The sequence below is a fragment of the Streptomyces sp. NPDC044064 genome (assembly GCF_056434245.1).
This window is the reverse complement of sequence record NZ_JBWKFN010000019.1, coordinates 161,613-188,535: the sequence shown is the minus strand read 5'-3', so window position 1 is coordinate 188,535 and position 26,923 is coordinate 161,613. Positions and strand designations below refer to the sequence as shown.

At 71.1% G+C, this 26,923-nt stretch carries 28 protein-coding genes; 12 read left to right on the top strand and 16 right to left on the bottom strand.

Annotated features, from left to right (window positions below):
• Nucleotides 1-407: 407 nt before the first annotated feature.
• Nucleotides 408-1,058, bottom strand: a complete 651-nt coding sequence (locus tag AC07DS_RS29185) for a DNA-3-methyladenine glycosylase (RefSeq protein WP_479150014.1) — start codon at nucleotides 1,056-1,058, stop codon at nucleotides 408-410.
• Between the two features lie 137 nt (nucleotides 1,059-1,195).
• Between AC07DS_RS29185 and AC07DS_RS29180 the strand changes: the two genes are divergently transcribed.
• The 3 genes from AC07DS_RS29180 to AC07DS_RS29170 all read left to right on the top strand — a co-directional run bounded on the left by AC07DS_RS29180 (nucleotide 1,196) and on the right by AC07DS_RS29170 (nucleotide 3,232).
• A complete protein-coding gene (locus tag AC07DS_RS29180) occupies nucleotides 1,196-1,978 on the top strand; it encodes a sporulation protein (RefSeq protein WP_145874648.1) in 783 nt (260 codons plus the stop codon).
• Nucleotides 1,979-2,018: 40 nt separating this feature from the next.
• Complete coding sequence (locus AC07DS_RS29175) at nucleotides 2,019-2,558, top strand: YbhB/YbcL family Raf kinase inhibitor-like protein (RefSeq protein WP_479150013.1); 540 nt, start codon at nucleotides 2,019-2,021, stop codon at nucleotides 2,556-2,558.
• Nucleotides 2,559-2,725: 167 nt separating this feature from the next.
• Entirely contained in the window at nucleotides 2,726-3,232 is a 507-nt protein-coding gene (locus AC07DS_RS29170) for an HNH endonuclease (RefSeq protein WP_336115826.1), read from the top strand.
• 59 nt (nucleotides 3,233-3,291) lie between these two features.
• On the opposite strand, the gene AC07DS_RS29165 is transcribed toward AC07DS_RS29170, so the two are convergent.
• From AC07DS_RS29165 to AC07DS_RS29155, 3 genes are all read right to left on the bottom strand, one after another.
• The gene (locus AC07DS_RS29165) at nucleotides 3,292-4,242 is read right to left on the bottom strand and encodes an SPFH domain-containing protein (RefSeq protein WP_479150011.1); all 951 of its coding nucleotides are present in this window, start codon (nucleotides 4,240-4,242) and stop codon (nucleotides 3,292-3,294) included.
• A 110-nt stretch (nucleotides 4,243-4,352) separates the two neighbouring features.
• Nucleotides 4,353-4,784 (bottom strand): NfeD family protein, encoded by a 432-nt coding sequence (locus AC07DS_RS29160; RefSeq protein ID WP_479150009.1) that lies wholly within the window; start codon nucleotides 4,782-4,784, stop codon nucleotides 4,353-4,355.
• Nucleotides 4,785-4,845: 61 nt separating this feature from the next.
• Nucleotides 4,846-5,637, bottom strand: a complete 792-nt coding sequence (locus tag AC07DS_RS29155) for an ABC transporter ATP-binding protein (protein WP_403955738.1) — start codon at nucleotides 5,635-5,637, stop codon at nucleotides 4,846-4,848.
• A gap of 151 nt (nucleotides 5,638-5,788) precedes the next feature.
• Between AC07DS_RS29155 and AC07DS_RS29150 the strand changes: the two genes are divergently transcribed.
• A complete protein-coding gene (locus tag AC07DS_RS29150; protein ID WP_479150007.1) occupies nucleotides 5,789-6,574 on the top strand; it encodes a hypothetical protein in 786 nt (261 codons plus the stop codon).
• A gap of 57 nt (nucleotides 6,575-6,631) precedes the next feature.
• Here the strand turns inward: AC07DS_RS29150 and AC07DS_RS29145 are convergent, their stop codons facing one another.
• The 4 genes from AC07DS_RS29145 to AC07DS_RS29130 all read right to left on the bottom strand — a co-directional run bounded on the left by AC07DS_RS29145 (nucleotide 6,632) and on the right by AC07DS_RS29130 (nucleotide 9,281).
• Nucleotides 6,632-6,871 carry a chaplin gene (locus AC07DS_RS29145; RefSeq protein WP_479150005.1) on the bottom strand — a complete coding sequence of 80 codons (240 nt, stop codon included), beginning with the start codon at nucleotides 6,869-6,871 and terminating at the stop codon, nucleotides 6,632-6,634.
• A gap of 180 nt (nucleotides 6,872-7,051) precedes the next feature.
• A complete protein-coding gene (locus tag AC07DS_RS29140; protein WP_145874662.1) occupies nucleotides 7,052-7,297 on the bottom strand; it encodes a chaplin in 246 nt (81 codons plus the stop codon).
• A 171-nt stretch (nucleotides 7,298-7,468) separates the two neighbouring features.
• Nucleotides 7,469-8,110 carry a response regulator gene (locus tag AC07DS_RS29135; RefSeq protein WP_479150003.1) on the bottom strand — a complete coding sequence of 214 codons (642 nt, stop codon included), beginning with the start codon at nucleotides 8,108-8,110 and terminating at the stop codon, nucleotides 7,469-7,471.
• Nucleotides 8,103-9,281 carry a GAF domain-containing sensor histidine kinase gene (locus AC07DS_RS29130; RefSeq protein WP_479150001.1) on the bottom strand — a complete coding sequence of 393 codons (1,179 nt, stop codon included), beginning with the start codon at nucleotides 9,279-9,281 and terminating at the stop codon, nucleotides 8,103-8,105. Before AC07DS_RS29130 ends, AC07DS_RS29135 begins: the two co-directional genes overlap by 8 nt.
• Before the next feature lie 231 nt (nucleotides 9,282-9,512).
• On the opposite strand from AC07DS_RS29130, the gene AC07DS_RS29125 reads away from it, so the two are divergent.
• The 3 genes from AC07DS_RS29125 (at nucleotide 9,513) to AC07DS_RS29115 (ending at nucleotide 12,344) form a co-directional block, all read left to right on the top strand.
• Nucleotides 9,513-10,208, top strand: a complete 696-nt coding sequence (locus AC07DS_RS29125) for an SDR family NAD(P)-dependent oxidoreductase (protein ID WP_479149999.1) — start codon at nucleotides 9,513-9,515, stop codon at nucleotides 10,206-10,208.
• Nucleotides 10,205-11,302, top strand: coding sequence for an S-adenosylmethionine:tRNA ribosyltransferase-isomerase (locus AC07DS_RS29120; RefSeq protein ID WP_479149997.1), 1,098 nt, complete (start codon nucleotides 10,205-10,207; stop codon nucleotides 11,300-11,302). The genes AC07DS_RS29125 and AC07DS_RS29120 overlap by 4 nt, the downstream gene beginning before the upstream one ends.
• A gap of 298 nt (nucleotides 11,303-11,600) precedes the next feature.
• On the top strand, nucleotides 11,601-12,344 hold the full coding sequence (locus AC07DS_RS29115) for a transglycosylase SLT domain-containing protein (protein WP_479149995.1): 744 nt from the start codon (nucleotides 11,601-11,603) through the stop codon (nucleotides 12,342-12,344).
• An 81-nt stretch (nucleotides 12,345-12,425) separates the two neighbouring features.
• On the opposite strand, the gene AC07DS_RS29110 is transcribed toward AC07DS_RS29115, so the two are convergent.
• Nucleotides 12,426-14,972, bottom strand: coding sequence for an ABC transporter ATP-binding protein/permease (locus AC07DS_RS29110; protein WP_479149993.1), 2,547 nt, complete (start codon nucleotides 14,970-14,972; stop codon nucleotides 12,426-12,428).
• 241 nt (nucleotides 14,973-15,213) lie between these two features.
• On the opposite strand from AC07DS_RS29110, the gene AC07DS_RS29105 reads away from it, so the two are divergent.
• Nucleotides 15,214-16,974, top strand: a complete 1,761-nt coding sequence (locus AC07DS_RS29105; protein WP_479149991.1) for a streptophobe family protein — start codon at nucleotides 15,214-15,216, stop codon at nucleotides 16,972-16,974.
• Between the two features lie 220 nt (nucleotides 16,975-17,194).
• A complete protein-coding gene (gene serB, locus AC07DS_RS29100) occupies nucleotides 17,195-18,403 on the top strand; it encodes a phosphoserine phosphatase SerB (protein ID WP_479149988.1) in 1,209 nt (402 codons plus the stop codon).
• Nucleotides 18,404-18,484: 81 nt separating this feature from the next.
• Here the strand turns inward: serB and AC07DS_RS29095 are convergent, their stop codons facing one another.
• The 4 genes from AC07DS_RS29095 to AC07DS_RS29080 form a co-directional block, all read right to left on the bottom strand.
• Nucleotides 18,485-19,003 (bottom strand): SixA phosphatase family protein, encoded by a 519-nt coding sequence (locus tag AC07DS_RS29095; protein ID WP_479149986.1) that lies wholly within the window; start codon nucleotides 19,001-19,003, stop codon nucleotides 18,485-18,487.
• Between the two features lie 78 nt (nucleotides 19,004-19,081).
• Nucleotides 19,082-19,288 (bottom strand): hypothetical protein, encoded by a 207-nt coding sequence (locus AC07DS_RS29090; RefSeq protein ID WP_479149984.1) that lies wholly within the window; start codon nucleotides 19,286-19,288, stop codon nucleotides 19,082-19,084.
• A gap of 183 nt (nucleotides 19,289-19,471) precedes the next feature.
• Nucleotides 19,472-19,588 carry an SGM_5486 family transporter-associated protein gene (locus AC07DS_RS29085; protein ID WP_145874680.1) on the bottom strand — a complete coding sequence of 39 codons (117 nt, stop codon included), beginning with the start codon at nucleotides 19,586-19,588 and terminating at the stop codon, nucleotides 19,472-19,474.
• A gap of 46 nt (nucleotides 19,589-19,634) precedes the next feature.
• Entirely contained in the window at nucleotides 19,635-20,978 is a 1,344-nt protein-coding gene (locus tag AC07DS_RS29080; RefSeq protein WP_479149981.1) for a CynX/NimT family MFS transporter, read from the bottom strand.
• 82 nt (nucleotides 20,979-21,060) lie between these two features.
• Here AC07DS_RS29080 and AC07DS_RS29075 point away from each other — a divergent pair, with 82 nt between their 5' ends.
• Nucleotides 21,061-21,753, top strand: coding sequence for a FadR/GntR family transcriptional regulator (locus AC07DS_RS29075; RefSeq protein ID WP_479149979.1), 693 nt, complete (start codon nucleotides 21,061-21,063; stop codon nucleotides 21,751-21,753).
• Here the strand turns inward: AC07DS_RS29075 and AC07DS_RS29070 are convergent.
• The 3 genes from AC07DS_RS29070 to fabG form a co-directional block, all read right to left on the bottom strand.
• Nucleotides 21,731-22,081 (bottom strand): hypothetical protein, encoded by a 351-nt coding sequence (locus tag AC07DS_RS29070; protein ID WP_479149978.1) that lies wholly within the window; start codon nucleotides 22,079-22,081, stop codon nucleotides 21,731-21,733. The genes AC07DS_RS29075 and AC07DS_RS29070 overlap by 23 nt on opposite strands.
• A 158-nt stretch (nucleotides 22,082-22,239) precedes the next feature.
• The gene (gene fabI, locus AC07DS_RS29065; protein WP_479149976.1) at nucleotides 22,240-23,007 is read right to left on the bottom strand and encodes an enoyl-ACP reductase FabI; all 768 of its coding nucleotides are present in this window, start codon (nucleotides 23,005-23,007) and stop codon (nucleotides 22,240-22,242) included.
• Nucleotides 23,008-23,012: 5 nt separating this feature from the next.
• The gene (gene fabG, locus AC07DS_RS29060; protein WP_145874689.1) at nucleotides 23,013-23,717 is read right to left on the bottom strand and encodes a 3-oxoacyl-[acyl-carrier-protein] reductase; all 705 of its coding nucleotides are present in this window, start codon (nucleotides 23,715-23,717) and stop codon (nucleotides 23,013-23,015) included.
• A gap of 248 nt (nucleotides 23,718-23,965) precedes the next feature.
• On the opposite strand from fabG, the gene AC07DS_RS29055 reads away from it, so the two are divergent.
• Both AC07DS_RS29055 and AC07DS_RS29050 read left to right on the top strand, forming a co-directional pair.
• Nucleotides 23,966-25,489, top strand: a complete 1,524-nt coding sequence (locus AC07DS_RS29055; RefSeq protein ID WP_479149974.1) for a TldD/PmbA family protein — start codon at nucleotides 23,966-23,968, stop codon at nucleotides 25,487-25,489.
• On the top strand, nucleotides 25,486-26,880 hold the full coding sequence (locus tag AC07DS_RS29050) for a metallopeptidase TldD-related protein (RefSeq protein WP_479149972.1): 1,395 nt from the start codon (nucleotides 25,486-25,488) through the stop codon (nucleotides 26,878-26,880). The genes AC07DS_RS29055 and AC07DS_RS29050 overlap by 4 nt, the downstream gene beginning before the upstream one ends.
• The last annotated feature ends 43 nt before the right edge of the window (nucleotides 26,881-26,923 follow it).

Below are 26,923 nucleotides of genomic sequence, written 5' to 3'. Positions count from 1 at the left end.
TACTCACCCTCTCGGGCTTTCCTCCGGGCTTCCCTTCGGTGTTTCCGACTCTATCAGATCTTTTCTCGATCCGATTTCCTCGGTGCTTTCCAGGTTCTCGCTCTCGCGCTTCCCTTTCCGGCGGTTCCGACTCTATCAGATCCTTTCGGCGTCCGATTCCCGGTCGGCGGGATTGTCTTGGGCTTTTCGGGCTTTCGCTCGTCGGCCTTTCGACATTCACTACGTTAGCCGATTCCCGCGGCGACTCATAATCGAGTCTCTCGGGTTCGAATTCAGGCACGCGGGCGCGCCGGAATCGACCCCGGTGAGGGGTTGTAGCTAGGTAGTGGGTTGGCCGCTCCGGCTGCAGGCGATCGCCGTACCCGGTTCAGCGGCTCGGGCTACATTACGCACCTTGCCAGGGCGCGTCAACTTGAGCGGCGCCGCGGCGCATGGGCCCTATAGGGGCTCACCGTCGGGTCGTTGGCCACCCAGAAGCGCCAGGGATGGATGTCGCCGTTGCCCCCTTCGCCGGCGACTCCGGTGCGTGGACCGCTGCGTACCTGGTCAGCAGGTACAGGGGTACCGGTCAGCATCCTCAGTGGTGTCTCGCCCGGGGCGCACGCGTCCGTGCCGTCCAGGGCGCGGTCGACCTCGAGGGCCGTTGCCAGGCGTGCCGGGCCCTTGGCCAGTTCCTTGTCACTCCGGGCCGAAAGTCGACGTTTGCGAGCCAGCTCGGCGCCCTCGACGACTTCACCCGCTCGCAGCAGCACGGCGCTCGCCCTGCCCTCGGGTCCGCAGACCAGGTTCATGCAGTGCCACATGCCGTAGGTGAAGTAGACGTACACGTGTCCGGGCGGACCGAACATCACTTCGTTGCGGGCGGTGCGGCCACGGTAGGCGTGTGAGCCGGGGTCGTTCGGGCCGTCGTACGCCTCCACCTCCGTGAGGCGCACGGCGATCGGACCGTCGGGGGTGGTGCGGACCAGGATGCGGCCGAGGAGGTCGGGGGCGACGTCCAGGACGGGGCGGTCGAAGAACTCTCGGCGCAGTGGCGTACGGTCCGGGGGCGCGATCATGCCGTCCGAGCGTAGTCCAGAGGGTTCCGGGCCAAGGGGTGGTCAAGGTTCGCTCTCCTTGCCAGGGTGTGGCCCGGAACCGGTCGCGACGGGATCGCGTTTGTACGGGTCGAGGGTCCATTCGTAAAGGGAGAGTCATGGCGTTCAAGAAGCTGCTCGCGAGCCTGGGGGCCGGCGGGGCCTCGGTCGAGACGGTGCTGACCGAGACCAATGCCGTACCGGGCGGCGTGGTCCAGGGCGAGGTACGGATCCAGGGCGGGTCCGTGAACCAGGACATCGAAGGTCTGTCCGTCGGCCTGCAGGCGCGGGTCGAGGTCGAGAGCGGCGACCAGGAGTACAAGCAGGACATCGAGTTCACCAAGGTGCGGCTCGGTGGCGCCTTCGAGCTGCAGGCGGGGGCCGTGCACGCGGTGCCGTTCGGCCTGGAGATCCCCTGGGAGACGCCGGTCACGATGATCGACGGGCAGGCGCTGCGCGGGATGCACATCGGGGTGACCACCGAACTGGCGATCGCCCGTGCCGTGGACTCCTCCGACCTGGACCCGATCAACGTGCACCCGCTGCCGGCGCAGAAGGCGATCCTGGACGCCTTCATCCAGCTGGGCTTCCGCTTCAAGAACGCGGACATGGAGCGCGGTCACATCCGGGGTACCCGGCAGCGGCTGCCGTTCTACCAGGAGATCGAGTTCTACCCGCCGTCGCAGTACCGGGGCCTGAACCAGGTCGAGCTGAGCTTCGTGGCCGACGAGCACGCCATGGATGTCGTCCTGGAGATGGACAAGAAGCCGGGTCTGTTCAGCGAGGGCTCGGACACCTTCCGCTCCTTCCAGGTGGGTCTGAACGACTTCCACGGGACCGACTGGGCGGCTTACCTCAACCAGTGGCTGTCCGAGGTCGGCAGCAAGCGCAACTGGTTCTAGGCTCTGACCTACTGAACAAGATCGATCAGGAGGTACCGAGGTGACCGAGCTCAAGCGGCGGCCGCTCCCCCACGACTTCCATCCGCCCGTGCCGTCGTTCACGGTGACGAGTGAGGACATCGAGGAGGGCGCGACGCTGGGGAGCGCTCAGGTCCATGCCGAGGGGAACACCTCGCCGCAGCTGCGGTGGGAGGGATTCCCCGCGGAGACCAAGAGCTTCGCCGTGACCTGCTACGACCCCGACGCGCCGACCGGCAGCGGGTTCTGGCACTGGGTCCTGTTCGACATCCCCGCCTCGGTGACGGAGCTGCCGGCCGGTGCGGGCGGCGGCAAGTTCGTGGGCCTGCCCGAGGGCGCGGTGCACGTGCGCAACGACTACGGGTCGAAGGACTTCGGCGGTGCCGCTCCGCCGCCCGGGGACGGCCCGCACCGGTACGTCTTCACGGTGTACGCGGTGGACCAGGAGAAGCTCGGCCCGGACGCGGACGTCTCTCCGGCCGTCGTCGGCTTCAATCTTCGGTTCCACGCGCTCGCGCGCGCCCAGCTCATCGGCGAGTACGAGAACCCCGCCCAGGGCTGACACAGCGCGCTGATTCAGCCAAGCGTTCATTGAACGTTTGCCCGCCTCCGGTCTTGGAAGTGATCGGAGGCGGGCATTTTTTATTGCGTTGTCCATCTCGGCGCGCCCGTCCAGAGTTGATCCAAGCCCGCCGGGGGGTGGGCAGGTGCACACGGGAGGTGGGCTGGATGCGTGACACGTTGGTCCTGAACGCGAGCTTCGAGCCGCTGTCGACGGTGACTCTGAACCGGGCGGTCGTGCTGGTCCTGCAGGACAAGGCCGTCGTCGAGCAGGCCCATCCCGAACTGCGGATGCGCGGTGCCGATGTGGACATACCCGCGCCCCGGGTGATCAGGCTGTGCAGGTATGTACGGGTGCCGTTCCGAAGACAAGCTCCGTGGTCGAGGCGGGGTGTGCTGGTCCGGGACCAGCACCGGTGCGCGTACTGCGGGCGCAGGGCGACGACCGTGGACCACGTGCTGCCGCGGTCGCAGGGTGGGCAGGACACGTGGCTGAATACGGTCGCCGCGTGTGCGGAGGACAACCACCGGAAGGCCAACCGGACTCCGGAGGAGGCCGGGATGGCCATGCTTCGGGAGCCGTTCGAGCCGACTCCCGCGGATGCGATGCTCCTGGCTCTGGGGCAGGAGGATCTTGCGGCGCTGCCCGACTGGTTGGCCCTGGACGCGGCCTGACCCGCACGGCCCCGCACCCCTTCAGGGGCGCGGGGTGAACCCTGCGCGGTGAGGACCTGTCAGTCGATGCTCGGCTTTTCGCGGCGTTCCGTGCTGGGCCCGTTGTTCTGGGGCGGGACGGAGGCGCCGCCGCCCAGGGAGCCGAAGTTGCCCATGGCGCCGGAGAGACCCTTGAGGGCGTCGCCGATCTCGCTGGGGACGATCCAGAGCTTGTTGGCGTCGCCCTCGGCGATCTTCGGGAGCATCTGCAGGTACTGGTAGCTGAGCAGCTTCTGGTCCGGGTCGCCGGCGTGGATCGCCTCGAAGACCGTACGGACGGCCTGGGCCTCGCCCTCGGCGCGCAGGGCGGCGGCCTTGGCCTCACCCTCGGCGCGCAGGATCTGGGACTGCTTCTCACCCTCGGCGGTGAGGATGGCCGCCTGGCGCGTACCTTCCGCGGTGAGGATCGCCGCGCGCTTGTCACGGTCGGCGCGCATCTGCTTCTCCATCGAGTCCTGGATGGAGGTGGGCGGTTCGATGGCCTTCAGCTCGACGCGGTTGACGCGGATGCCCCACTTGCCGGTGGCCTCGTCGAGGACGCCGCGCAGGGCCGCGTTGATCTCCTCGCGGGAGGTCAGGGTGCGTTCGAGGTCCATGCCGCCGATGATGTTGCGGAGCGTGGTGACCGTGAGCTGCTCGATGGCCTGGATGTAGCTGGCGACCTCGTAGGTGGCCGCCCGCGCGTCCGTGACCTGGTAGTAGATGACCGTGTCGATGTTCACGACCAGGTTGTCCTGGGTGATCACCGGCTGGGGCGGGAACGGCACGACCTGCTCGCGCAGGTCGATGCGGTTGCGGATGGTGTCGATGAACGGGACCACGATGTTGAGGCCCGCGTTGAGTGTCCGCGTGTAGCGGCCGAAGCGCTCGACGATGGCGGCGCTGGCCTGTGGGATGACCTGGATGGTCTTGATCAGGGCGATGAAGACCAACACCACCAGAATGATCAGGACGATGATGACCGAGCCCATCGTGTTCCCCGTACCCCTCTCCGCCTCGGCACCGTGGCAGATCCTGTGGTTGTTGAAGATCTTGTTCGTCGAGTCTGGCAGACCGTTGCGCAACTCGTGGGTCAGATGGCTCAGATGACGATCGCGGTGGCCCCCTCGATGTCCACGACGTCCACTTCCTGGCCGACTTCATAGGTGCGGCCGGTGTCCAGGGCGCGGGCCGACCAGACTTCTCCGGCGAGCTTGATCCGGCCGTCGGAGCCGTCGACGCGCTCCAGGACGACGGCCTGCTTGCCTTTCAAGGCGTCGATGCCGGTGGCGAGTTGGGGCCGCTGTCTGCCGTGCCGGGCCGCGATGGGGCGGACCACGGCGATGAGGGCGACCGAGACGATGACGAAGGCGAGTACCTGGATCACTGCGCCGAAGCCCAGGCCTGCGACGACCGCGGCCGCGACGGCTCCCACCGCGAGCATGCCGAACTCCGGCATCGCGGTGACCACGAGCGGGATTCCGAGCGCCGCCGCGCCGACGAGCCACCACACCCATGCGGAGATGTCGTTCACATGGTCATGGTAGGACCGCGGCCGGGCGGCGGACAGGGCGCGAACGGGGAGCGGGGCGGCGTCAGGACAGGGGCAGGCCCTGCGCGGTCCAGCGGTCGCCGACCTGCTCGACGACGAGCGGCAGGCCGAAGCAGAGGGAGAGGTTACGGGACGTCAGTTCCAGTTCGATCGGGCCCGCGGCGAGGACCTTGCCCTGACGGATCATGAGGACGTGGGTGAAGCCGGGGGCGATCTCCTCGACGTGGTGGGTGACCATGATCATCGAGGGGGCGATGGGGTCGCGGGCCAGTCGGCCGAGGCGGCGGACCAGGTCCTCGCGGCCGCCGAGGTCGAGACCCGCGGCGGGCTCGTCGAGCAGCAGCAGCTCGGGGTCGGTCATCAGGGCGCGGGCGATCAGGGTGCGCTTGCGCTCGCCCTCGGAGAGGGTGCCGAAGCGGCGCTCGACGTAGTCGCTCATGCCGAGGCGGTCGAGGAAGGCGCGGGCGCGCTGCTCGTCGACCTCGTCGTACTCCTCCTGCCAGTGGGCCGTCATGCCGTACGCGGCCGTCAGTACCGTCTCCAGGACGGTCTGGCGCTTGGGGAGCTTGTCGGCCATGGCGATGCCCGCCACGCCGATGCGCGGGCGCAGGTCGAAGACGTCGACCTTGCCGAGGGTGTCGCCGAGGATGGTGGCGGTGCCCTTGCTGGGGTAGAGGTAGCTGGAGGCGACGTTCAGGAGGGTGGTCTTGCCGGCGCCGTTGGGGCCGAGGATGACCCAGCGCTCCCCCTCCTTGACCGACCAGGAGACCTGGTCCACCAGAGCCCGGCCCTCGCGGACCACGGATACGTCCTGAAGCTCCAGAACATCGCTCATGAGCGCGTTGTCTCCCCTTGCAGTGTGCCGGTCTCGGCTGTCGCGTACGCCTGTGGGCTCGGTCCGCCGCGCCGGTGGGCGCAGCCCCCCATGAAATCTACGCCACGAGTGCGCCGCTCCATTCCATCGGTCCGGTCCTTAGGGTGGGGGCATGCTCTCGGAACCGCGCTCAGGACGCCTTGCCGCTTGGGGAAATGCCCTTTTGGCCGGACTTGCCTCTCCGGATGACGCCGCTCTCGCCATCGTGGGCGAGGACGCGGTGCACCGGGTGGAGGGGCTGCCGGGTGAACCGGCGCCGGTCGGGCTCACGCTCGCGCTCGGGCGGCTGCGGACGCTGGGGGTGACCGGCCTGCGGGTCGCGCTCCCCGCGTCCGGTCATCCGCTGGGGCTGAGCGGTCCGCCGGAGTTCAATGCGCGGGCGCTGGAGGCCGAGGAGGCGGTGGTCTGCTTCGGTGCCGCGTTCGGGCTGGTTCCGGAGGTGTACGTGGCCGGGCCCGAGGGTGATCTGCATGTCGAGGTCATCTGGCATGTGCTGCCGGTGCGGGAGGCGCCGCCCGCCGATGTGCCGTCGCTGGGCGAGGCGGAGCGGGAGCTGGCGGAGGCCCTGCGGGAGGCGACGCAGGTGCTGTCGAAGCTGGATGTCGCCGGGTCGGGTCCGGCGGCGGAGGCGGCGATCGACGCGTACCGGGCGCGGGCCGAGCGGGGGCGGGAGGTGCTGGCGCCCGGGTACCCGCCTCGTGCGGTGCGGGTGCTGGAGCTGGCACGGCGGGTGGAGATGCTGGTGTCCCTGGCCTACGACAACGGGCACGGGGGTGCGGTCAGCTCCGCCGAGATGGCGGCGCGGTCCGCGGCGCTGCGGCCGGTCGAGCGGACGGCCCGGCGGGCGCAGGTGGCGGCGTACAACTCCGCCGTGGAGGAGCGGGAGCGCGGCCGCTGAGCCGGCCGGGGCTCCCCGAGTCGGTCGATCGAGGAGCCCTCTCGGCTGCTTGTCGCGTCAGCCGTTGACCGCGGCGTTGCCGAAGGCCGGGTTCAGGGCGCCGATCACGTTGGCGGTCACGCCGGAGACGTTGACCGGGACGTGGACCGGGACCTGGCCGACATTGCCCGAGGCGACGCCCGCGGACGTCGTGGCCGCGCCACTCGCGGTCGAGTCGGCCATGGCTGCTCCGGCGGAGGCTCCGGCGGCGATGCCGGCGACGGTCAGGGCGAGGGCGGCCTTCTTGGCGATGTTCATGGAACGGGTTCCTCCTGCGTGTGCGGGTCCGACCCGGCCGTGGGTCGTGCGCTGATCAACGTCGGAGCCGTCTCCGGGGTGCGGGGTCCGCACGTCGAGCCCCCGTTCAGGCCACTTGTACGAAAACCGGACAGGCCTCCCGGTGGGCCCGGGAGGCCTGTGGTCGTCAGTGGCCGTGCCTCACTTGTTGAGGCCGAGGTTGCCGAAGGCCGGGTTCAGCACACCGATGACGTTCACGCTGTTGCCGGTCACGTTCACCGGGACGTGCACCGGGGCCTGGACGACGTTGCCCGAGCCGACACCCGGAGAGCCGTGGGCCGCACCGCCGGCCCAGGCCCCGTCCGTGGCGGAGGCCATCCCCGCACCGGCGGCCACCAGACCACCGGCCACCATCGTCACGGCCGCTGCCTTCTTCAGGTTCTTCACTGTCTGAGCCCTCCTTGGCGTTCGCCGCGGCGGTTCACCGCGGCACGCACTGGAGAACGGCGGAGATCACCGGAGGATGCGCCATCCGGGTGACATTCCCACGACGGTATGAATCTCAGTCCGGAACGGAACCTTCCGAGTCGCCGTCCGCAAGGCGTTGGGGAGGGCGTTTCAGCCGGTCACGCCATGGCGTACGGCCCACAGGGCGGCCTGGGTGCGATCGGCGAGGTCCAGCTTCATCAGGATGTTCGAGACGTGCGTCTTGACGGTCTTCTCGGACAGCACGAGGGCGCGGGCGATCTCCCGGTTGGAGCGGCCGTCGGCGATCAGGCCGAGCACCTCGCGCTCCCGTTCGGTGAGCGAGCCCCCTCGTCCCTGCCCCGAGTTGGTCTCCTCCTGGGAGAGCAGGGCGCCGGCGACCTCGGGCTGCAGCAGGATGTGCCCGGCGTGCACGGAGCGGATGGCGCCGGCCAGCGCGTCCGGGTCCACGTCCTTGTAGACGTACCCGGCGGCGCCCGCGCGCAGGGCCGGGACGACCGTGCGCTGCTCGGTGAAGCTGGTGACGATCAGAACGCGCGCGGGGTTGTCCAGTTCACGGAGTCTGCGCAGGGCGTCGATGCCGTCCATGCCCGGCATCTTGACGTCCATGAGGACGACGTCGGGCCGCAGTTCCTCGGCCCGGGCGACTCCCTCGGCGCCGTCGGCGGCCTCGCCGACGACCTCGATGTCGTCCTGCACCTCAAGGAACGTGCGCAGGCCCCGGCGGACGACCTGGTGGTCGTCGACGAGCAGCACCTTGATTGCGTCAGCCACCGGGGACCTCCAGCTCGATCGTGGTGCCCTTGCCGGGCGCCGATTCCACGGTCAGCGTGCCGCCGACGCCGCTCGCCCGGTCCCGCATCGAGACCAGGCCCAGGTGCCGGCCGGCGCTGCGGACCGACTGCGGGTCGAAGCCTTTGCCGTCGTCGCTGACGCGCAGCACGGCTCCGCCGCCGCGCCGGTCCACGCGCACGCCGACGTGCTCGGCGCCCGAGTGCCGCAGGGCGTTGTGCAGGGCCTCCTGGGCGACCCTGAGCAGGGCCTCCTCCTGGGCGGCCGGCAGGGCGCGGAAGCCGTTGCTGCCGAAGGTGACGCGCGCGCTGTGGGCGCGGTCGAGGACCTGTATCTGGGTGCGCAGGGTGGCGATCAGGCCGTCCTCGTCCAGGGCGGCGGGGCGCAGCTCCACCACTGCGGCGCGCAGCTCGTCGGCGGCCTCGGCGGCGAGCGCGGCTACCTGGTGCAGCTCGCCCTTGGCGCGGGCGGGGTCGCGGTCGATCAGCGCGGCCGCGGCCTGGGCGGTCAGGCGCAGGGAGAAGAGCTTCTGGCTGACCGCGTCGTGCAGCTCGTGGGCCAGGCGGGAGCGCTCCTCGGCGATGGTCAGCTCACGGCTGCGCTCGTAGAGGCGGGCGTTGGAGAGGGCGATCGCGGCGTGCTGGGCGAGGATGGAGAGCAGTGCCTCGTCCTCCTCGGTGAAGCCGCAGCTGCCGAGAGGCTTTGGGCGCGGGGGGTGTGGGGGGTGTCCCCCCTCGGAGCGCAGCTTGTTGGCGAGGAACAGGGCGCCTATGACCTCGTCGCCGTCCCTGATCGGCAGGCCCAGGAAGTCGGACATCTCCGGGTGGGCGGACGGCCAGCCCTCGAAGCGCGGGTCCTTGCGCACGTCGGCGAGGCGCTCGGGCCGGGCCTCCTGCAGCATCGCGGCGAGGATGCCGTGCTGGCGGGGCAGCGGGCCGATGGCCTTCCACTGGGCGTCGCTGACGCCGTCGACGACGAACTGGGCGAAGCCGCCGTGGTCGTCGGGGACGCCGAGCGCGGCGTACTCCGCGTCCAGCAGCTCGCGGGCTGAGGCGACGATCGTCTTGAGGACGTCGCGCACCTCCAGGTGCCTGCTCATGGCCAGCAGCGCGGAGCTCACCGCGGCGAGGCCGGACCGGGGGCCTTGACTCATGTCCTCACGGTACCGGCGCGGTGTGACAGCGCGGATCGGACCGGTGACCGCCGGGTCCGGTCCGATGGACCTAGGACCGGTGAGGTAGGTCTCCGGCCCCGCGACGTGCGGCGTACGTCGAAGGACCCCGCCATGTTGCGGCCCGCGTCCGAGGCGGTGCCGGGGGTGCCGTTCCTACGTTGTGGTCACCGCTCTCCGACGAGGGCGGCAAGCGACGAGGGGACGGTTGTCATGCCGGTAGCGATCATCACGGGGGCCTCCAAGGGTCTGGGGCGGGCACTCGCCGAGGCGCTGGCCGCGCGGGGCTGGGACCTGGTGCTGGATGCCCGCGGCGCAGGGCCCCTGGAGCAGGCCGCCGAGGCGGCCGCCGGGCACGGTGCCCGGGTGGAGGCGCTGCCCGGGGACGTCACGGACGCCGGGCACCGGGCCGAGCTGGTGGCCGCCGCGCGGAAGCTGGGCGGTGTCGACCTGGTGGTGAGCAACGCGTCCGCGCTGGGTGCCGAGCCGCTGGTGCGGCTGGCGGAGCTGCCCCTCGCGGGGCTGCGGCGGGCGCTGGAGGTGAACGTGGTGGCGGCGCTGGGCCTGGTCCAGGAGGCGCTGCCGCTGCTGCGGGAGTCGCCGGCGGGCGCGGTCGTGGCGGTCAGCTCGGACGCGGCGGCGGAGGCGTACGAGACGTGGGGGGGCTACGGCGCCTCCAAGGCGGCCCTGGACCAGCTCGCCGCGGTGCTCGGCGCGGAGGAGCCGGGGCTGCGGGTGTGGGCGGTGGACCCCGGGGACATGGCGACGGATCTGTACGCGGCGGCCGTACCGGACGACGGCGATCCGCGTCCGGCGCCCGGCAGCGTCGTACCGGCGTTCCTGCGGCTGCTGGACGAGCGGCCGGCGAGCGGGCGCTATGCGGCGCCGGCCCTGGCGGAGGGGCGATGACCATCGCGGTGAAGGTGCCCGAGGAGCTGTCGGCGCGGGTGCCGGCCGAGCAGCGCGGGCCCGGTCTGGACCGGGACGACGTACGGCTGCTGGTGTCGTGCGGCACCGAGGTGGCGCACCACGTGTTCGCCGAGCTGCCGCGGCTGCTGCGGGCGGGTGACCTGCTGGTGGTGAACACCTCGCCCACGCTGGCCGCTGCGGTGGACGGGCGGATCGGGCACACACACGTGGTGGTGCACTTCTCCACGCGCGGGGACGACGGGCGGTGGGCGGTCGAGCTGCGGGATCCGGACGGGAGGGGCAGTACGCGCGCGCGTGGAGAAAGGGGGGCGGCAGGGACCGCGGGGAGAGAGGTGCGGCTGCCGGGCGGGGCCCGGCTGGTGCTGGAGGAGCCGCTGAGCGGGCGGGGTGAGCGGCTGTGGTGGGCGCGGGTGTCCGGGGCGGAGGTCCTCCGGGTGTTGCGGGAGCACGGGCGGCCCATCCGTTACTCCTATACGGAGCGGGACCAGCCGCTGTCCGTCTATCAGACGGTGTTCGCGCTGCCCTCGCCGGACGGGACGGGCAGCGCGGAGATGCCGAGTGCGGCGCGGCCCTTCACCGCGCGGCTGGTGGCGGAGCTGGTGAGCCGTGGGGTGCAGTTCGCGCCGGTCACTCTGCACACGGGGGTGGCGTCGGCGGAGGCGCACGAGCCGCCGTACCCGGAGCGGTTCGCGGTACCTGCGGCGTCGGCGCGGCTGATCAATGCGGTGCGGGCCGGTGGCCGGCGGGTGATCGCGGTGGGGACGACGGCCGTGCGGGCCGTGGAGTCGGCGACCGGGCCGGACGGGGTGGTGCGGGCGGCCGGGGGCTGGACCGATCTGGTGGTCACGCCCGAGCGGGGGGTACGCGTGGTCGACGGGCTGCTGACCGGGCTGCACGAGCCGGAGGCCTCGCATCTGCTGATGCTGGAGGCGGTCGCCGGGCGGGCCGCGGTCGACCGCGCTTACGAGGAGGCGCTGCGCGGGCTCTACCTGTGGCACGAGTTCGGGGACGTCCACCTCATCCTCCCGGAGGAGGATCCTCACACAGAGCGTTGCGACGGCAACTCCTGGTGAGACCGCTACGCCTCCGATGTGAGCCCGCACATAGGGCACACATCACGTACGAACGGACATAGGAGATATAGCCTCCCGGCACGAACGGGGCAGACGTTCCAGTCTGTCCCGTTTTGCCCTTCCCCGATCCACTACCGGGGATCGTACGTCACACCTTTGCCACGGGATTTTGCGGCCGCTAAGAATTGCTCCCGTCGCTCAGCGCTGCGGGGTTCCCCCCACAGCACTCGTGCAGGAGGAGCAGGTTCTTCCGACGGACACAGAGCGACCTCCGCGCTATCCGAAGAGGTCCATCAGCATGCCCAAGAACATCCTCACCCGTGGTCATAGTCGCTCGCTGACCAAGCAGCACAAGTTCGCCATCGCCGGTGTCGGCGTCCTCGGTGCCGCCGCTCTCGCCCTCTCGGCCGTCCCCAGCAGCGCCGAGACCATCACCGCCGGTGCCCCGGCCCAGGCGCCGCAGGTGGCCGCCCAGCCGGTCAAGGTCGTCAAGGGCACGCTCACCAGCCAGCTCGCCACGGACACCGTCAAGCTCGACGCGTTCGCCGCCAAGCAGAAGGCCGCGGTCGACGCCGCCGCCAAGGCGAAGGCCGAGACCGCTGCGAAGCAGAAGGCCGCCGCCGAGGCCGTCAAGAAGGCCGCCCAGGAGCGCGTCGCCAAGGAGGCCGCGAGCCGTTCCGCGCAGCGCCCCCAGATGCAGCTTGTCGCCGCGAAGACCTACGCGAACAACCTCGACGGCTGGATCCGCCAGGCCCTGGACATCATGAAGTCCAAGGGCATCCCGGGCAGCTACAACGGCCTGCACAAGAACATCATGCGTGAGTCCTCCGGCAACCCCATGGCCATCAACAACTGGGACGTCAACGCGATCAACGGCATCCCGTCGAAGGGCCTGCTGCAGGTCATCCCGCCGACCTTCAACGCGTACCACGTCGCCGGCACCTCGTGGAACATCTACAACCCGGTCGCCAACATCACCGCCGCCGCCAACTACGCGGCCGACAAGTACGGCTCGATCGACAACGTCAACAGCGCGTACTGAGGCAGCGCGGACCTCTGACGACGCTACGCCGAAGGGCGGCACCCCATGCGGGGTGCCGCCCTTCGCGTCGTACGGGCTCGGTTACTTCCGCATGACCTCCGGCTCGTGCCGGCGCAGGAAGCGGGCGACGAAGAAGCCGCAGACCACACCGAGAACGATCAGCGCGAACATGTCCAGACCCCAGGCCGAGGCCTCGTGGTTCCACAGCGGGTCCGTGCTGCTCGGGTCGTCGGTGTTCGGCGCGATGTTGTTGAAGTCCAGCGTGGCGCCCGCGGCGGCCACCGCCCAGCGCGACGGCATCAGGTACGAGAACTCGTTGACGCCGAGGGTGCCGTGCAGGGTGAAGAGGCAGCCGGTGAAGACGACCTGGATGATCGCGAACATCACCAGCAGCGGCATGGTCTTCTCGGCGGTCTTCACCAGCGAGGAGATCACCAGGCCGAACATCATCGAGGTGAAGCCGAGCGCCATGATCGGCAGGCACAGCTCCAACAGGGTCGACTTGCCGAGGACGAGCCCCTCGTCCGGGATCTCGCGGCTGGAGAAGCCGATCACGCCGACCATCAGACCCTGGAGCACGGTCACCGCGCCCAGGACGACCACCTTCGACATCAGGTAGGCCGACCGGGACAGGCCGGTCGCGCGCTCCCGCTCGTAGATGACCCGTTCCTTGATCAGCTCACGCACCGAGTTGGCCGCACCGGCGAAGCACGCGCCGACCGCGAGGATCAGCAGCACCGTGGTGGCCGTGCCGTTCGGGACGTGCGCGCCGGTGCGCGGGTTGACCGCCTCGTTGACCAGCAGGCCCCGGTTGTGGTCGATCAGCAGGCTGACCGCGCCGAGCACCGCCGGCAGGATCACCGTCAGCGCCAGGAATCCCTTGTCGGAGACGATGACCGCCACGTACCGCCGGATCAGGGTCATCAGCTGCGAACCCCAGCCCTGCGGCTTGGGCGGCTTCATCGCCTGCGGCGGAGGCATGTGTACGGACTGCGGGGCCACGGCGTCGATGTCCGCGGCGTACATCTGGTAGTGCTGCGAGCCCTTCCAGCGGCCCGCCCAGTCGTAGTCGCGGTAGTTCTCGAAGGCGGAGAAGACATCGGCCCAGGTGTCGTAGCCGAAGAAGTTCAGCGCCTCCTCCGGCGGACCGAAGTAGGCCACCGAACCGCCGGGCGCCATCACCAGGAGCTTGTCGCAGATCGCCAGCTCCGCCACGGAGTGGGTGACCACGAGGACCGTGCGGCCGTCGTCGGCCAGGCCCCGCAGCAGCTGCATGACGTCGCGGTCCATGCCCGGGTCGAGGCCCGAGGTCGGCTCGTCCAGGAAGATCAGCGACGGCTTGGTGAGCAGCTCCAGGGCCACCGAGACACGCTTGCGCTGGCCACCGGAGAGGGACGTGACCTTCTTGTCCTTGTGGATGTCGAGCTTCAGCTCGCGCAGCACCTCGTCGATGCGGGCGTCGCGCTCCTGGGCCGTGGTGTCGGCGGGGAAGCGCAGCTTGGCCGCGTACTTGAGGGCCTTCTTGACGGTCAGCTCCTTGTGCAGGATGTCGTCCTGCGGGACCAGACCGATGCGCTGGCGCAGCTCGGCGAACTGCTTGTAGAGGTTGCGGTTGTCGTACAGCACCTCACCCTGGTTGGCGGGCCGGTAGCCGGTCAGCGCCTTGAGCAGGGTCGACTTGCCGGAACCGGACGGGCCGATGACCGCGATCAGCGACTTCTCCGGGACGCCGAAGGAGACGTCCTTCAGGATCTGCTTGCCGCCGTCGACCGTGACGGTCAGGTGGCGCGCGGAGAAGGAGACCTCACCGGTGTCGACGAACTCCTCGAGGCGGTCGCCGACGATGCGGAAGGTCGAGTGGCCGACACCGACGATGTCGTTCGGGCCGAGCTGTACCGAGCCGCCCTTGGCTATCGGCTGGCCGTTGACGTAGGTGCCGTTGTGCGAGCCCAGGTCACGGATCTCGAAGCGGCCGCCGGGCATCGAGTGGAACTCGGCGTGGTGGCGGGAGACCTGCAGGTCGGAGACGACCAGCTCGTTCTCCAGTGCACGACCGATGCGCATCACGTTGCCGATGGCGAACTGGTGGAACGTCGTGGGGCTGCGGTCGCCGTGGACCGGCGGCACCCCCGCGCCGCCACCGGGCACCTTCTGTGCGTACTGCTCGGGCGGTGCGCCCTGCTGCTGCGGGATCGGCGCGGCCTGCTGCGGCTGCTGCCAGCCGGCCTGTGCGGCCTGCTGCTGCGGCTGCTGCTCCGGGGCCTGCTGCGCCCAGCCGGCCCCCGCCCCCTGGGCGGCGTACGGCGCGGCCTGCTGCTGAGGCTGAGCTGCCGCGGCGGCGCCGGACAGGTTCAGGCACGGTCCGTCGGTCGCGTTGCCCAGGTGCACCGCCGAACCCGGGCCGATCTCCGTCTGGCCGATCCGCCGGCCCTGCACGAAGGTGCCGTTGGTGCTGCCGTGGTCCTCGATGACCCAACTGCGGCCGTTGAAGCTGACCGTGGCGTGACGCCAGGAGACCCTGGCGTCGTCGAAGACGATGTCACCCTGCGGATCGCGTCCGAGGGTGTAGGACCTGGACTGATCGAGCGTCCAGGTCTGTCCGTTTGTTTCCAGTACGAGTTCCGGCACTCCATGCCCCACTGAGTTGTCCCCCGAGTTACCCCCATCACAGGGAGTCTAGGGATGTCGAACATCGTGGGGAACTATTTCAGGCGGGGCCCCATGACCGAAAGTCGGGCCTTGTGGAGGGCGCCCGTACGCGCTTCAACTCGCCCCGTTGACGGGGTTGAAACCGGGCCGGAGAGTGGTAATCCCCCGCGAGGGGGACACGCGCGGCTCCGGTGCCGCGCCGCGGATCGGGGGGTCTGCCATGAGCGCTGCCACGAGCGTCGAGACCGCACGGCACGGCACCTCGCTGCCGTGGACGGACATCCTGCTGTCCGCGATCGCCACCGTCAGCTGGGCGTTGATAGGGATGGCGGGCACGGCCGCGCTCGGACTGCATCTGCTGCAGGCGGACGCGGCGGGCTCACTGGGCCCTATGACGGCGGCAGTTGTGGCGCTCGGGGCGGGTGGTTCGGTCTCGCCGTCGGGCGATGTGTCCGCTTTCGGGCTGAAGGGTGCCGAGGCCCACACGGCCGTCGAGATCACGCCACTGGGGGTGAGCCTGGTCGGCGCCCTGCTGCTGTCGTGGTTCTTCCTACGGTCCCTGCGCACGGCCGGAGTTGTGATCGCGCCGTCCGAACTCCTCGCGCGCGCCGGCGCGGTGGTCGCCCTCTTCGTGGCCACGCTGGGCGGGCTGGCGTGGGCCGGGCACGACGTCATCACGATCGACGGCGGCTCGCTCGGTCTGGACAGGCTGCCCGGCGGGGGCGGGAAGGGGGGCGGCCTGCGCATCCCCGGTCTGGGGGACGTCGGCGGGCTGCTGCCCGACCGGATCGGCGATCTGATCCACGCGAAGGCCGCCGTCGGTTTCACCGTGGACACCGCGCCCACCCTTCTCGGCGGCCTCTGCTGGTCCGCCGGAGTCCTGCTGATCGCCCTGCTCGCCTCCCGGCGCACTCCCCTGCCGCCCGGCTGGGACGCCGTGCACCGGGTCGTGCGGCCGGGCGTGTCGGCGCTCGTCACCGTGCTGCTGACGGCCGTGGCCGCCGGGCTCGCGGCGGCGTTGTACGCGGCGATCGGCGACGACCATCCGCGCCGGATCGCGGGCGCGGCCCTGCTGGGCGCCCCGAACGGGGTGTGGCTGGGCGTCCCGGTCGGCCTGTTCGTCCCGTGGGACGGCAAGGCCACCGGCGCACTGCGCACCGTGCTGCCCCACCCTCTCGACCAGCTTCTGAGCGCGCACTCCGACCAGCCCGTCACGGTGGGCCGGCTGGCCGGGCTGGACGGGCGGGTGTGGCTGCTCGTGGTCGCGACGGCGCTGATGATGCTGCTGGCCGGGGTGCTGACGGCGGTACGGACGCCGCTGCCCCGACCGGTCGGTGCGGCGGGGTTCGCCGGCCGCTGCGCCCTGCGGCTCGGCACCGCGACCGCGCTCGCCCTGCCCCTCCTCGCCCGGCTGGCCGATGTCTCGGTGGACGCCTCGCTGTCCGTGCTGGGCTTCGACGCCTTCGGCGCGGGCATCGAGCTGCACGGCCACCTGGGCATGGCGCTGCTCCTGGGCGCTGTGTGGGGTGCGGGGGCCGGGGCGGCCGGCGCACTGCTCGCCCTGGTGGCGGGGGCCGCGGGGGCTCGGGCGGTGGGGCCGGGGCGGGGTGCGGTGCCCAGTGGGGCGCGGGTCGGGGATCCGGGGTACGGCGGTGCGTCCGGGCGCGCTGCGTTCGACCGTGGCGACGGGGCCGGACCGTACGCGCCGGGCAGGCCGTACCGGCCCCCGAACCCGGACACGAACCCCTATCTCCAGGTGCCGGAGCGGTTCCGGAAGGAGCCCGGGGACGGGCGGCCCCGGTCGAGCGGGGACGACGTGTACGGCGCCCCGACCGTGGTCCGGCCCCTGGGCCCGCTTCCTCCCGCGCCCCGGGGCCGTCCCGGCTCGCGCCCGCGCGATCGCGCGCCGGGTCCTGAGGACGAGGGGCCACCGCCCCCTGGGCCGCTGCCGCCGCCTCCGCCGGGCAGACCCAGGAGGTGAGCCCGCGGCCGCCCCGTGCAGCGGACGCCTCCGCGTTGCCCGTGACGAGCGCGGGCGTGTCACAGTCGTGGTAGAGCCCGGGCCGTGGGCCGGTGGCGCAGCGGGCGCGCCGTCGTCCGGCGGCAAGATCCTCTACATCGGCCCGACACCCATTGTTCCGTGTCCGTCAGGCGGACCTCACGGGCAGAAGGCACTGGGTGCCGGATACGGTGGTGACACCATGAGCGCTTCGCAGACCTCCGAGGTCCCCACTCTCCTCGTCAAGATCTTCGGCAAGGACAGGCCGGGCATCACGGCCGGCCTCTTCGACACCCTTGCCGCCTACCTCGTCGACGTGGTCGACATCGAGCAGGTCGTCACCCGGGGCCGCTTGGTGCTGTGCGTGCTGGTCACCCAGCCGCCGGCGAGCCTGGAAGGCGATCTGAGGGCCACCGTGCACAGCTGGGCCGAGTCGATGAAGATGCAGGCGGAGATCATCTCGGGGCACGGCGACAACCGTCCCCGTGGTCACGGGCGCTCCCTGGTGACGGTCCTCGGTCACCCCCTCACCGCCGAGTCGACGGCCGCCATCGCCGCCCGGATCGCCAAGGCCGGCGGCAACATCGACCGTATCTTCCGCCTCGCCAAGTACCCGGTGACCGCGGTGGAGTTCGCCGTCTCCGGTGTGGAGACCGAGCCGCTGCGCACGGCCCTGGCGTCCGACGCGGCGGCACTGGGTGTCGACATCGCCGTCGTCTCGGCGGGCCTGCACCGGCGCGCCCAGCGGCTGGTGGTCATGGACGTGGACTCCACCCTCATCCAGGACGAGGTCATCGAGCTGTTCGCCGCGCACGCCGGCTGCGAGGACCAGGTCGCCGAGGTGACGGCCGCCGCGATGCGCGGGGAGCTGGACTTCGAGCAGTCGCTGCACGCGCGCGTCGCCCTGCTGAAGGGGCTGGACGCCTCGGTGGTGGAGAAGGTGCGCAACGAGGTACGGCTGACGCCGGGCGCGCGCACGCTCATCCGCACCCTGAAGCGCCTCGGCTACCAAGTCGGGGTCGTCTCCGGTGGGTTCACCCAGGTCACGGACGATCTGAAGGAGCGGCTGGGGCTGGACTTCGCGCAGGCCAACACGCTGGAGATCGTCGACGGCAAGCTGACCGGCCGGGTCACCGGCGAGATCGTGGACCGCGCGGGCAAGGCGCGGCTGCTGCGCCGGTTCGCCGCTGAGGCCGGGGTGCCGCTGTCGCAGACGGTGGCGATCGGTGACGGTGCCAACGACCTGGACATGCTGAACGCGGCCGGTCTCGGGGTCGCCTTCAACGCCAAGCCGGTGGTCCGCGAGGCCGCGCACACGGCGGTGAACTTCCCCTTCCTCGACACGGTCCTCTATCTGCTGGGCGTCACCCGCGAAGAGGTCGAGGCGGCCGACACCCACGACGAGGAGTGAGCCGCACCGGGCGGATCGAACACCGGATGTGAGGAGGGCCCGGCACCGCCACGGTGCCGGGCCCTCCTGCCGTGGGTGCCGTCACTCGGTGGGTGCCCAGTAGTCCGTCAGCGTGGCAGCGGCCGGCTCCAGGCCCTTCCAGGCGCCGTCGTAGGCGAGCAGTGCGAAGCCCGCGGCGGGGAAGCCGCGGCGGTTCATCCGCTCTCGGGCATCGCCCTCGGAGTCGCCCGCGAGGATGTCGGCCAAGCCGTGCACGCCCGGGTTGTGACCGATCAGGATCACGTTCTGCACGTCGTCCGGGATCTCGTTGAGCACGGCGATCAGCTCGCCGGGCGAGGCCTCGTAGACCCGCTCCTCGTAGTGGGTTTTCGGCCGGTGCGCGAGTTCGTGGACGGCGAGCTTCCAGGTCTCACGGGTCCGGACCGCGGTGGAGCACAGGGCCAGGTCGAAGGTGATGCCGGTGTCGGCCAGCCTGCGCCCGGCGACTGCGGCGTCCATGCGGCCCCGCTCGGCGAGCGGGCGGTCGTGGTCGGACACCTGGGGCCAGTCGGCTTTCGCATGCCGGAAGAGGACGATCCTGCGGGGTTCTGCGACGCTCATGGCACCCAGCTTCGCATGAAACAGGCCATGTGGCGCAGGGAGTTGACATGCGGATTCACCCGGTACGGAGGCTCCGCGTCAGTGGGCGAGGAGCTGCTGCACGCGCGCGAGGAGCTGCGTGATCGCCGGATCACCGGTCGCGGCGTGGGCGTCCGACGGGTTCAGTATCAGCGTCAGCAGCGCGACGAAGGCGAGCGCGGGCAGGGCCAGGGCCCACCAGGGCAGCCGGATGTCGACGCCGCCCGTGGTCGCCGGGTGGGGCCGGGTGTGCGTGCGGGCCGACATGGTCGCCTCCGTGGGTCCTCGAGCGCTCCTGGCCGCCTGGTGCGGTCACATCTCGAAGCTACGGAGTCCGGGGCCCTCAACCCATCCGGTGACCCACCCACTTGACCCTGACACTGGCCCCCTAGGGGATGGTGGGGTCAGCCCCACCATCGGGGCGCGTCGCGGGTCGGGCGGGGTGCCGGATCAGGGTGAGGCTATCGTCGCGATGACGGCGATGATCGCGAAGATGGCGAAGAACGCGCCGAAGATGATCAGCATCTTCTTCTGGCCGTTCTGCGGGTTCGGGTCGAGCACTGGCATGCCGCCAGTCTCGCACCCGGTGTGTGCATCCCGTGCGCCGGGGTCGTCAGCGCGCCGCCGCCTCGTCCTCCACGATGCGGTCGCGGCCTGCCAGGAAGCCCACCGCCATCTGGGGGAGCATCAGTGCCGCCATGAGGGCGATCGGCACCCCCCAGCCGCCGCTCTGCTGGTAGAGCACGCCGACCAGCAGCGGGCCGGGGATGGAGATCAGGTATCCGGTGCTCTGGGCGAACGCGGACAGCTGGACCACGCCCGGGCCGGTCCTGGCCCGCATGCCGACCATGGTCAGCGCCAGCGGGAAGGCACAGTTGGAGATGCCGAGGAGCACGGCCCAGGCCCAGGCGCCGGCGGCCGGCGCGAAGTACAGGCCGGCGTACCCGACGAGGCCGCAGACGCCCAGGAACAGCACGATCGGCCCCTGGTGGGGCAGCCGGGTGGCCACCCGCGGGATGACGAAGGCCAGGGGCACGCCCATCACCATGGTGACGGCGAGGAGCAGTCCCGCCGTGCCCGCGGGGACGCCGGAGTCGCGGAAGATCTGGGCCATCCAGCCCATCGTGATGTAGGCGGCGGTGGCCTGGAGCCCGAAGAAGACGGCGAGCGCCCAGGCGGTTCGGCTGCGGGTGATGCGCAGCGGGGCCTGCTGGTCCTGCGCCGCGCGCACCGGCTCGTGGGCGCGGCCGGTGGCGGTCTCGGCGCCCCGCTGCCGCACCAGCGGCAGCCAGGGCAGTACGGCGGCGGCCGCGAGCGCCGCCCACACGGCGAGTCCGGACTGCCAGCTGCCGCCGAGGGCGCCGGTCAGGGGCACGGTCACCGCGGCGGCGACGGAGGTGCCGAGGGCGAGGGCCATGGAGTACAGGCCGGTCATGGAGCCGACCCGGTCGGGGAACCAGCGCTTGACGATGACCGGCATCAGCACGTTGCTGACGGCGATGCCCATGAGGGTGAGTGCGCTGGCGGCCAGGAAACCGGCCGTGCCGCCGGCGTACGGCCGTATCAGCAGGCCCGCGGTGATGGCGGCCATACCCGCGCACACCACGGCGGCCGGTCCGAAGCGGCGGGCCAGCCGGGGTGCGGTGACGCCGAAGGCGGCGAAGCAGAGCGGGGGCACGGAGGTGAGCAGCCCGGCCACGCTGCCGCTCATGCCGAGGCCGTCGCGGACCTCCTCCAGGAGCGCGCCGAGGCTCGTGATGGCCGGCCGGAGGTTCAGTGCGGACAGCACGATGCCGACGACGACCAGCCGTGTCGCCCACGCGCGCGTGGGGGGCGTGCGACGGGTGGCCGCCGCGGTGGTCGTGCCGCGTTCGGCCGACGACGGTTGCGCACGGGTTGCCGTGGTCGGGGTCTGCGCGGTCGGGTTGTCCGCGGTCCGGGTTTCCTCACTAGCCATGTCCCCCATCATAGAATCATGGGATGATTGGTTGTCCATCCCCGGGACGCTGTCGCCCGGGCCTCGCGTGCGAAGGTGTGCCATGCCCCTGAGCCACCCGCGTCGTTCGGCGCTGTCCGAGCAGGTCATCGCCGAGCTGCGCAACCAGATCGCGTCCGGCGAGTGGCCGGTCGGCTCGCGCATCCCGACCGAGCCCGAGCTGGTCGAGCTGCTCGGCGTCGCCCGCAACACCGTCCGCGAGGCCGTCCGCGCGCTCGCGCACAACGGCCTGCTGGACATCCGGCAGGGTTCGGGCACCTACGTCGCGGCGACCAGTGAGCTGGCCGGCGTGATGCACCGCCGGTTCGCGGACGCCGAGCCCCGGCACATCGCCGAGCTGCGTTCCACGCTGGAGTCGGCGGCGGCCAAGCTGGCGGCCGAACGGCGCACCGAGAAGGACCTCAAGCAGCTGGACGCGCTCCTGGCCCGGCGCGAGGAGGCCTGGGAGACCGGCGAGGCCGAGGCGTTCGTGACCGCCGACGCCACCTTCCACCTGGCCGTGGTGGCCGCCTCCCACAACGACGTCATGACGGCCATGTACGCCGACCTGGGAGAGGTGCTGCGGGACTGGCTGCGCGCGGACGTGGGCGCCGAGCTGACGCCCGAGACGTACATGGACCACACCCGGCTGGTGGACGCGATCCGCACGGGCGACGCGGAGGCCGCCGCCGCCGAGGCCGCGAGTTATCCGTTCCTGTGCCGTCCGGGCAGGTTCAGCGCGCCTTCTGGTGGCTGATCCACACCGAACCGACTTCCTTCCAGCACCGGCCGGTCAGCCGCACGGTCATGGCGGCCGCGGTGTCCACCGGGGCGCTGTCGGTGTCGATGTCCCACCAGCGGGCGCATTCGATGTGCAGCCGCACCCGGTCGGTGTCGACGTAGGGGTTGTGGCAGTACGCCACCACGTGCGAGCCGGTGACGGCCGTACGGCACGCGGCGCCGAACAGGTTCGGCGCGGGCGGCTCGCCGTGGGCCGCGCGCGCGTGGGGCAGCGCGTCGTACGGCAGGGAGAGCACGAGGGCTACGGCCACCGTCAGCGGGGCCAGGCTGCGGGACAGGCGCACAAGGGGACCTCCTCGGCCGGGCTGCGGAGGATGCGCGGGGTGAACCCGTGATCCAGAGTGCGCCATCGGCCCCGGGTCCCGCCCGGCCGGGTACGCCGAACGAGTGACGCCCCGCCCCCGCGGACCGCGGAGAACGGGGCGTCGACGTCAGGCGGGGGTCACGCGCCGATGGCGTGCAGACCGCCGTCCACGTGGACGATCTCGCCAGTGGTCTTCGGGAACCAGTCGCTCAGCAGCGCGACGACGCCCTTGCCGGCCGGCTCCGGGTCCTTGAGGTCCCACTCCAGCGGGGAGCGGCTGTCCCACACGGAGGCCAGCTCGCCGAAGCCCGGGATGGACTTGGCAGCCATGGAGCCGATCGGGCCCGCCGAGACGAGGTTGCAGCGGATGTTCTGCTTGCCCAGGTCGCGCGCCATGTAGCGGCTGGTGGCCTCCAGGGCGGCCTTGGCCGGGCCCATCCAGTCGTACTGCGGCCAGGCGAAGGAGGCGTCGAAGGTGAGGCCGACGACCGAGCCGCCGTTCTGCATCAGCGGCAGGCAGGCCATGGTCAGCGACTTCAGGGAGAACGCCGAGACGTGCATGGCGGTGGAGACCGACTCGAACGGCGTGTTGAGGAAGTTGCCGCCGAGCGCGTCCTGCGGGGCGAAGCCGATGGAGTGGACGATGCCGTCGAGGCCGCCCAGCTCCTCGCCGACCAGGTCGGCCAGGCGGGCGAGGTGCTCGTCGTTGGTGACGTCCAGCTCGATGACCTTGGCCGGCTTCGGCAGCTTCTTGGCGATGCGCTCGGTCAGCGTGGGCCGCGGGAAGGCGGTCAGGATGATCTCGGCGCCCTGCTCCTGGGCGAGCTTGGCGACGTGGAAGGCGATGGAGGACTCCATCAGCACACCCGTGATCAGGATGCGCTTGCCCTCGAGGATTCCGCTCATGGTGATCAGTGACCCATTCCCAGTCCGCCGTCAACCGGGATGACGGCTCCAGTGATGTACGAAGCGTCGTCCGAGGCGAGGAACCGCACCGTCGCGGCGATCTCCTCCGGCTGCGCGTAACGGCCGAGCGGCACCTGCGTCACGATGCTCTCGCGCTGCTGCTCGGTGAGCGCCTTGGTCATGTCGGTGTGGACGAAGCCGGGCGCGACGACGTTGAAGGTGATGTTGCGCGACCCCAGCTCACGGGCGAGGGAACGCGCGAAGCCGACCATGGCGGCCTTGGAGGCGGCGTAGTTCGCCTGCCCCGCCTGGCCGAGCAGACCGACCACGGAGGAGATCAGTATGACGCGGCCCTTCTTGGCGCGCAGCATGCCGCGGTTGGCCCGCTTGACGACGCGGAAGGTGCCCGTGAGGTTGGTGTCGATGACCGAGGTGAAGTCCTCCTCGGACATGCGCATCAGGAGCTGGTCCTTGGTGACGCCGGCGTTGGCGACGAGGACCTCGACCGGGCCGTGCTGCTCCTCGATCTCCTTGTAGGCCTGCTCCACCTGCTCGGCGTCGGTGATGTCGCACTTGACGGCCAGGAAGCCGGCCGGCGGCTCACCCGAGCGGTACGTGATAGCGACCTTGTCGCCGGCGTCGGCGAAAGCGCGGGCGATGGCGAGGCCGATGCCCCGGTTGCCTCCGGTGACGAGAACCGAGCGGCTCAACGGATCACCCTTTCGTTTGCGGTCTGATGCGGTCGGACAGCCCGCCCGAACAGCTGGATGGCAGGCGGCTTCATCCGAAACCTATCGGTCGCCCCGCCCCCGCGGGGAAGCGGGCACCGACAGTGGCTCGAGTGCGACGCTGTCGGGTCCCTACAGAATGCCTCCGCCCCGGACCGAAACATGTGGTCCGCCGGGCCGCTCCCGCGACATGATCGGAACCGACAGGCCACGACAGCAGGGAGACCTCCGTGCCTCATTCCATCGACGAAGCCTTCACGGCGCTTCCGCTAAGGGCTCTGGCCGACGCCGCGCTGGCACGCGCGCGTGCGCTGGGGGCCGAGCATGCGGACTTCCGGTTCGAGCGGGTGCGCAGCGCGTCCTGGCGGCTCAGGGACGCCAAGCCCGCGGGATCGTCGGACACCACCGACCTCGGATACGCGGTCCGGGTCGTGCACGGCGGTACGTGGGGCTTCGCCTCCGGGGTGGACCTGACCCTGGACGCGGCCGCCAAGGTCGCCTCGCAGGCGGTGGCGATGGCGAAGCTCTCCGCGCAGGTGATCAAGGCCGCCGGGTCGGACGAGCGGGTGGAGCTGGCCGCCGAGCCGGTCCATGCCGAGAAGACGTGGATCTCCTCGTACGAGATCGATCCCTTCTCCGTGCCCGCCGAGGAGAAGGCGGCGCTGCTGGCGGAGTGGAGCGGCCGGCTGCTGGCGGCCCGCGGCGTGAACCACGTGGACGCCTCGCTGCTCACCGTGCACGAGAACAAGTTCTATGCCGACACCGCGGGCACCGTGACCACCCAGCAGCGGGTGCGGCTGCATCCGCAGCTGACGGCCGTCTCGGTCGACGAGTCGAGCGGTGAGTTCGACTCGATGCGGACGATCGCGCCGCCCGTCGGGCGCGGCTGGGAGTACCTGACCGGGACCGGCTGGGACTGGGACGCCGAGCTGGAGCAGATCCCCGAGCTGCTCGCCGAGAAGATGCGGGCCCCCAGTGTGGAGTCGGGCCTGTACGACCTCGTGGTCGACCCGTCCAACCTGTGGCTGACCATCCACGAGTCCATCGGGCACGCCACCGAGCTGGACCGCGCGCTCGGCTACGAGGCCGCCTACGCCGGCACCTCCTTCGCCACCTTCGACCAGCTCGGCAAGCTGAGGTACGGCTCCGAGCTGATGAACGTCACCGGTGACCGCAACGCCGAGCACGGCCTCGCGACCGTCGGGTACGACGACGAGGGCGTCGAGGCGCAGTCCTGGGACCTGGTGAAGGACGGCACGCTCGTCGGCTACCAGCTGGACCGCAGGATCGCGAAGCTGACCGGTTTCGAGCGGTCCAACGGCTGTGCGTTCGCCGACTCCCCCGGGCATGTGCCGGTACAGCGCATGGCCAACGTGTCCCTGCGGCCGGATCCTGCCGGGCTGTCCACCGAGGACCTGATCGGCGGCGTCGACCGGGGCATCTACGTCGTCGGCGACCGGTCCTGGTCGATCGACATGCAGCGGTACAACTTCCAGTTCACGGGGCAGCGCTTCTTCAGGATCGAGAACGGGCGGATCACCGGGCAGCTGAAGGACGTCGCCTACCAGGCCACGACCACCGACTTCTGGGGGTCCATGACGGCCGTGGGCGGCCCGCAGACCTACGTCCTGGGCGGCGCCTTCAACTGCGGCAAGGCCCAGCCGGGCCAGGTCGCCGCCGTGTCCCACGGGTGCCCCTCCGCCCTCTTCAAGGGCGTCAACATTCTGAACACCACGCAGGAGGCCGGTCGATGAGCGCCCGTACCAGCAAGCCGCACGAGGTCGTCGAGCAGGCTCTCGCGCTGTCCCGGGCCGACGGCTGCGTCGTCATCGCCGACGAGGAGTCGACCGCCAACCTGCGCTGGGCAGGCAACGCGCTCACCACCAACGGGGTGACCCGCGGCCGTACCCTCACGGTGATCGCTTCCGTGGACGGCAAGGAGGGCACGGCCTCCGGTGTCGTGTCGCGGTCGGCGGTGACCGCCGAGGAGCTGGAGCCGCTGGTGCGGGCCGCCGAGGCGGCGGCGCGCGGGGCCGGGCCCGCCGAGGACGCCCAGCCGCTGATCAGCGGCGTCCAGGAGTCCCCGGACTTCTCGGACGCGCCCGCCGAGACCTCCTCGGCCGTCTTCGCGGAGTTCGCGCCGGCGCTCGGCGAGGCCTTCGCACGCGCGCGGGCCGGCGGCCGCGAGCTGTACGGCTTCGCCAACCACGAGATGGTGTCGACGTACCTGGGCACCTCCACCGGACTGCGGCTGCGGCACGACCAGCCGAACGGCACGCTGGAGCTGAACGCCAAGTCCCCGGACCGGGCCCGCTCGGCGTGGGCGGGCCGCTCCACGCGGGACTTCAAGGACGTCGACCCGGGCGCCCTGGACGCCGAGCTGGCCGTACGCCTCGGCTGGGCCGAGCGGCGGGTGGAGCTGCCCGCGGGCCGGTACGAGACGCTGCTGCCGCCGACCGCGGTCGCGGACCTGCTGATCTACCAGCTCTGGTCGGCCTCGGGCCGGGACGCGGCCGAGGGCCGGACGGTGTTCTCGAAGCCGGGCGGCGGCACCCGTGTCGACGAGAAGCTGAGCGAGCTGCCGCTGAGCCTGCGCAGCGACCCGAACGAGCCGGGCCTGGAGTGCGCGCCCTTCGTGGTCGCCCACTCCTCCGGCGGCGACCAGTCCGTGTTCGACAACGGGCTGCCGGTGCACCCCACCGAGTGGATCGGCGGGGGCGTGCTCAAGCACCTGATCACCACCCGGCACAGCGCGGGCCTGACCGGGCTGCCGGTCGCCCCGGCGATCGGGAACCTGATCCTGGACGGCGGGCAGGACCGCTCCCCGGACGAGATGGTCGCGGCCACCGAGCGCGGGTTGCTGCTGACCTGCCTGTGGTACATCCGCGAGGTCGACCCGGCGACGCTGCTGCTCACCGGCCTGACCCGGGACGGCGTCTACCTCGTGGAGAACGGCGAGGTGACCGGGCAGGTGAACAACTTCCGGTTCAACGAGTCGCCGGTGGACCTGCTCGGCCGGGCCACGGAGGCGGGGCGTACGGAGAAGACGCTGCCGCGGGAGTGGGGCGACTACTTCACCCGGGCCGCGATGCCTGCGCTGCGGATCCCCGATTTCAACATGAGCTCTGTCAGCCAGGGCGTATAACCTCGTAGTCGGCTGTCACCCGACCGCCCCTGGATCACCGAGG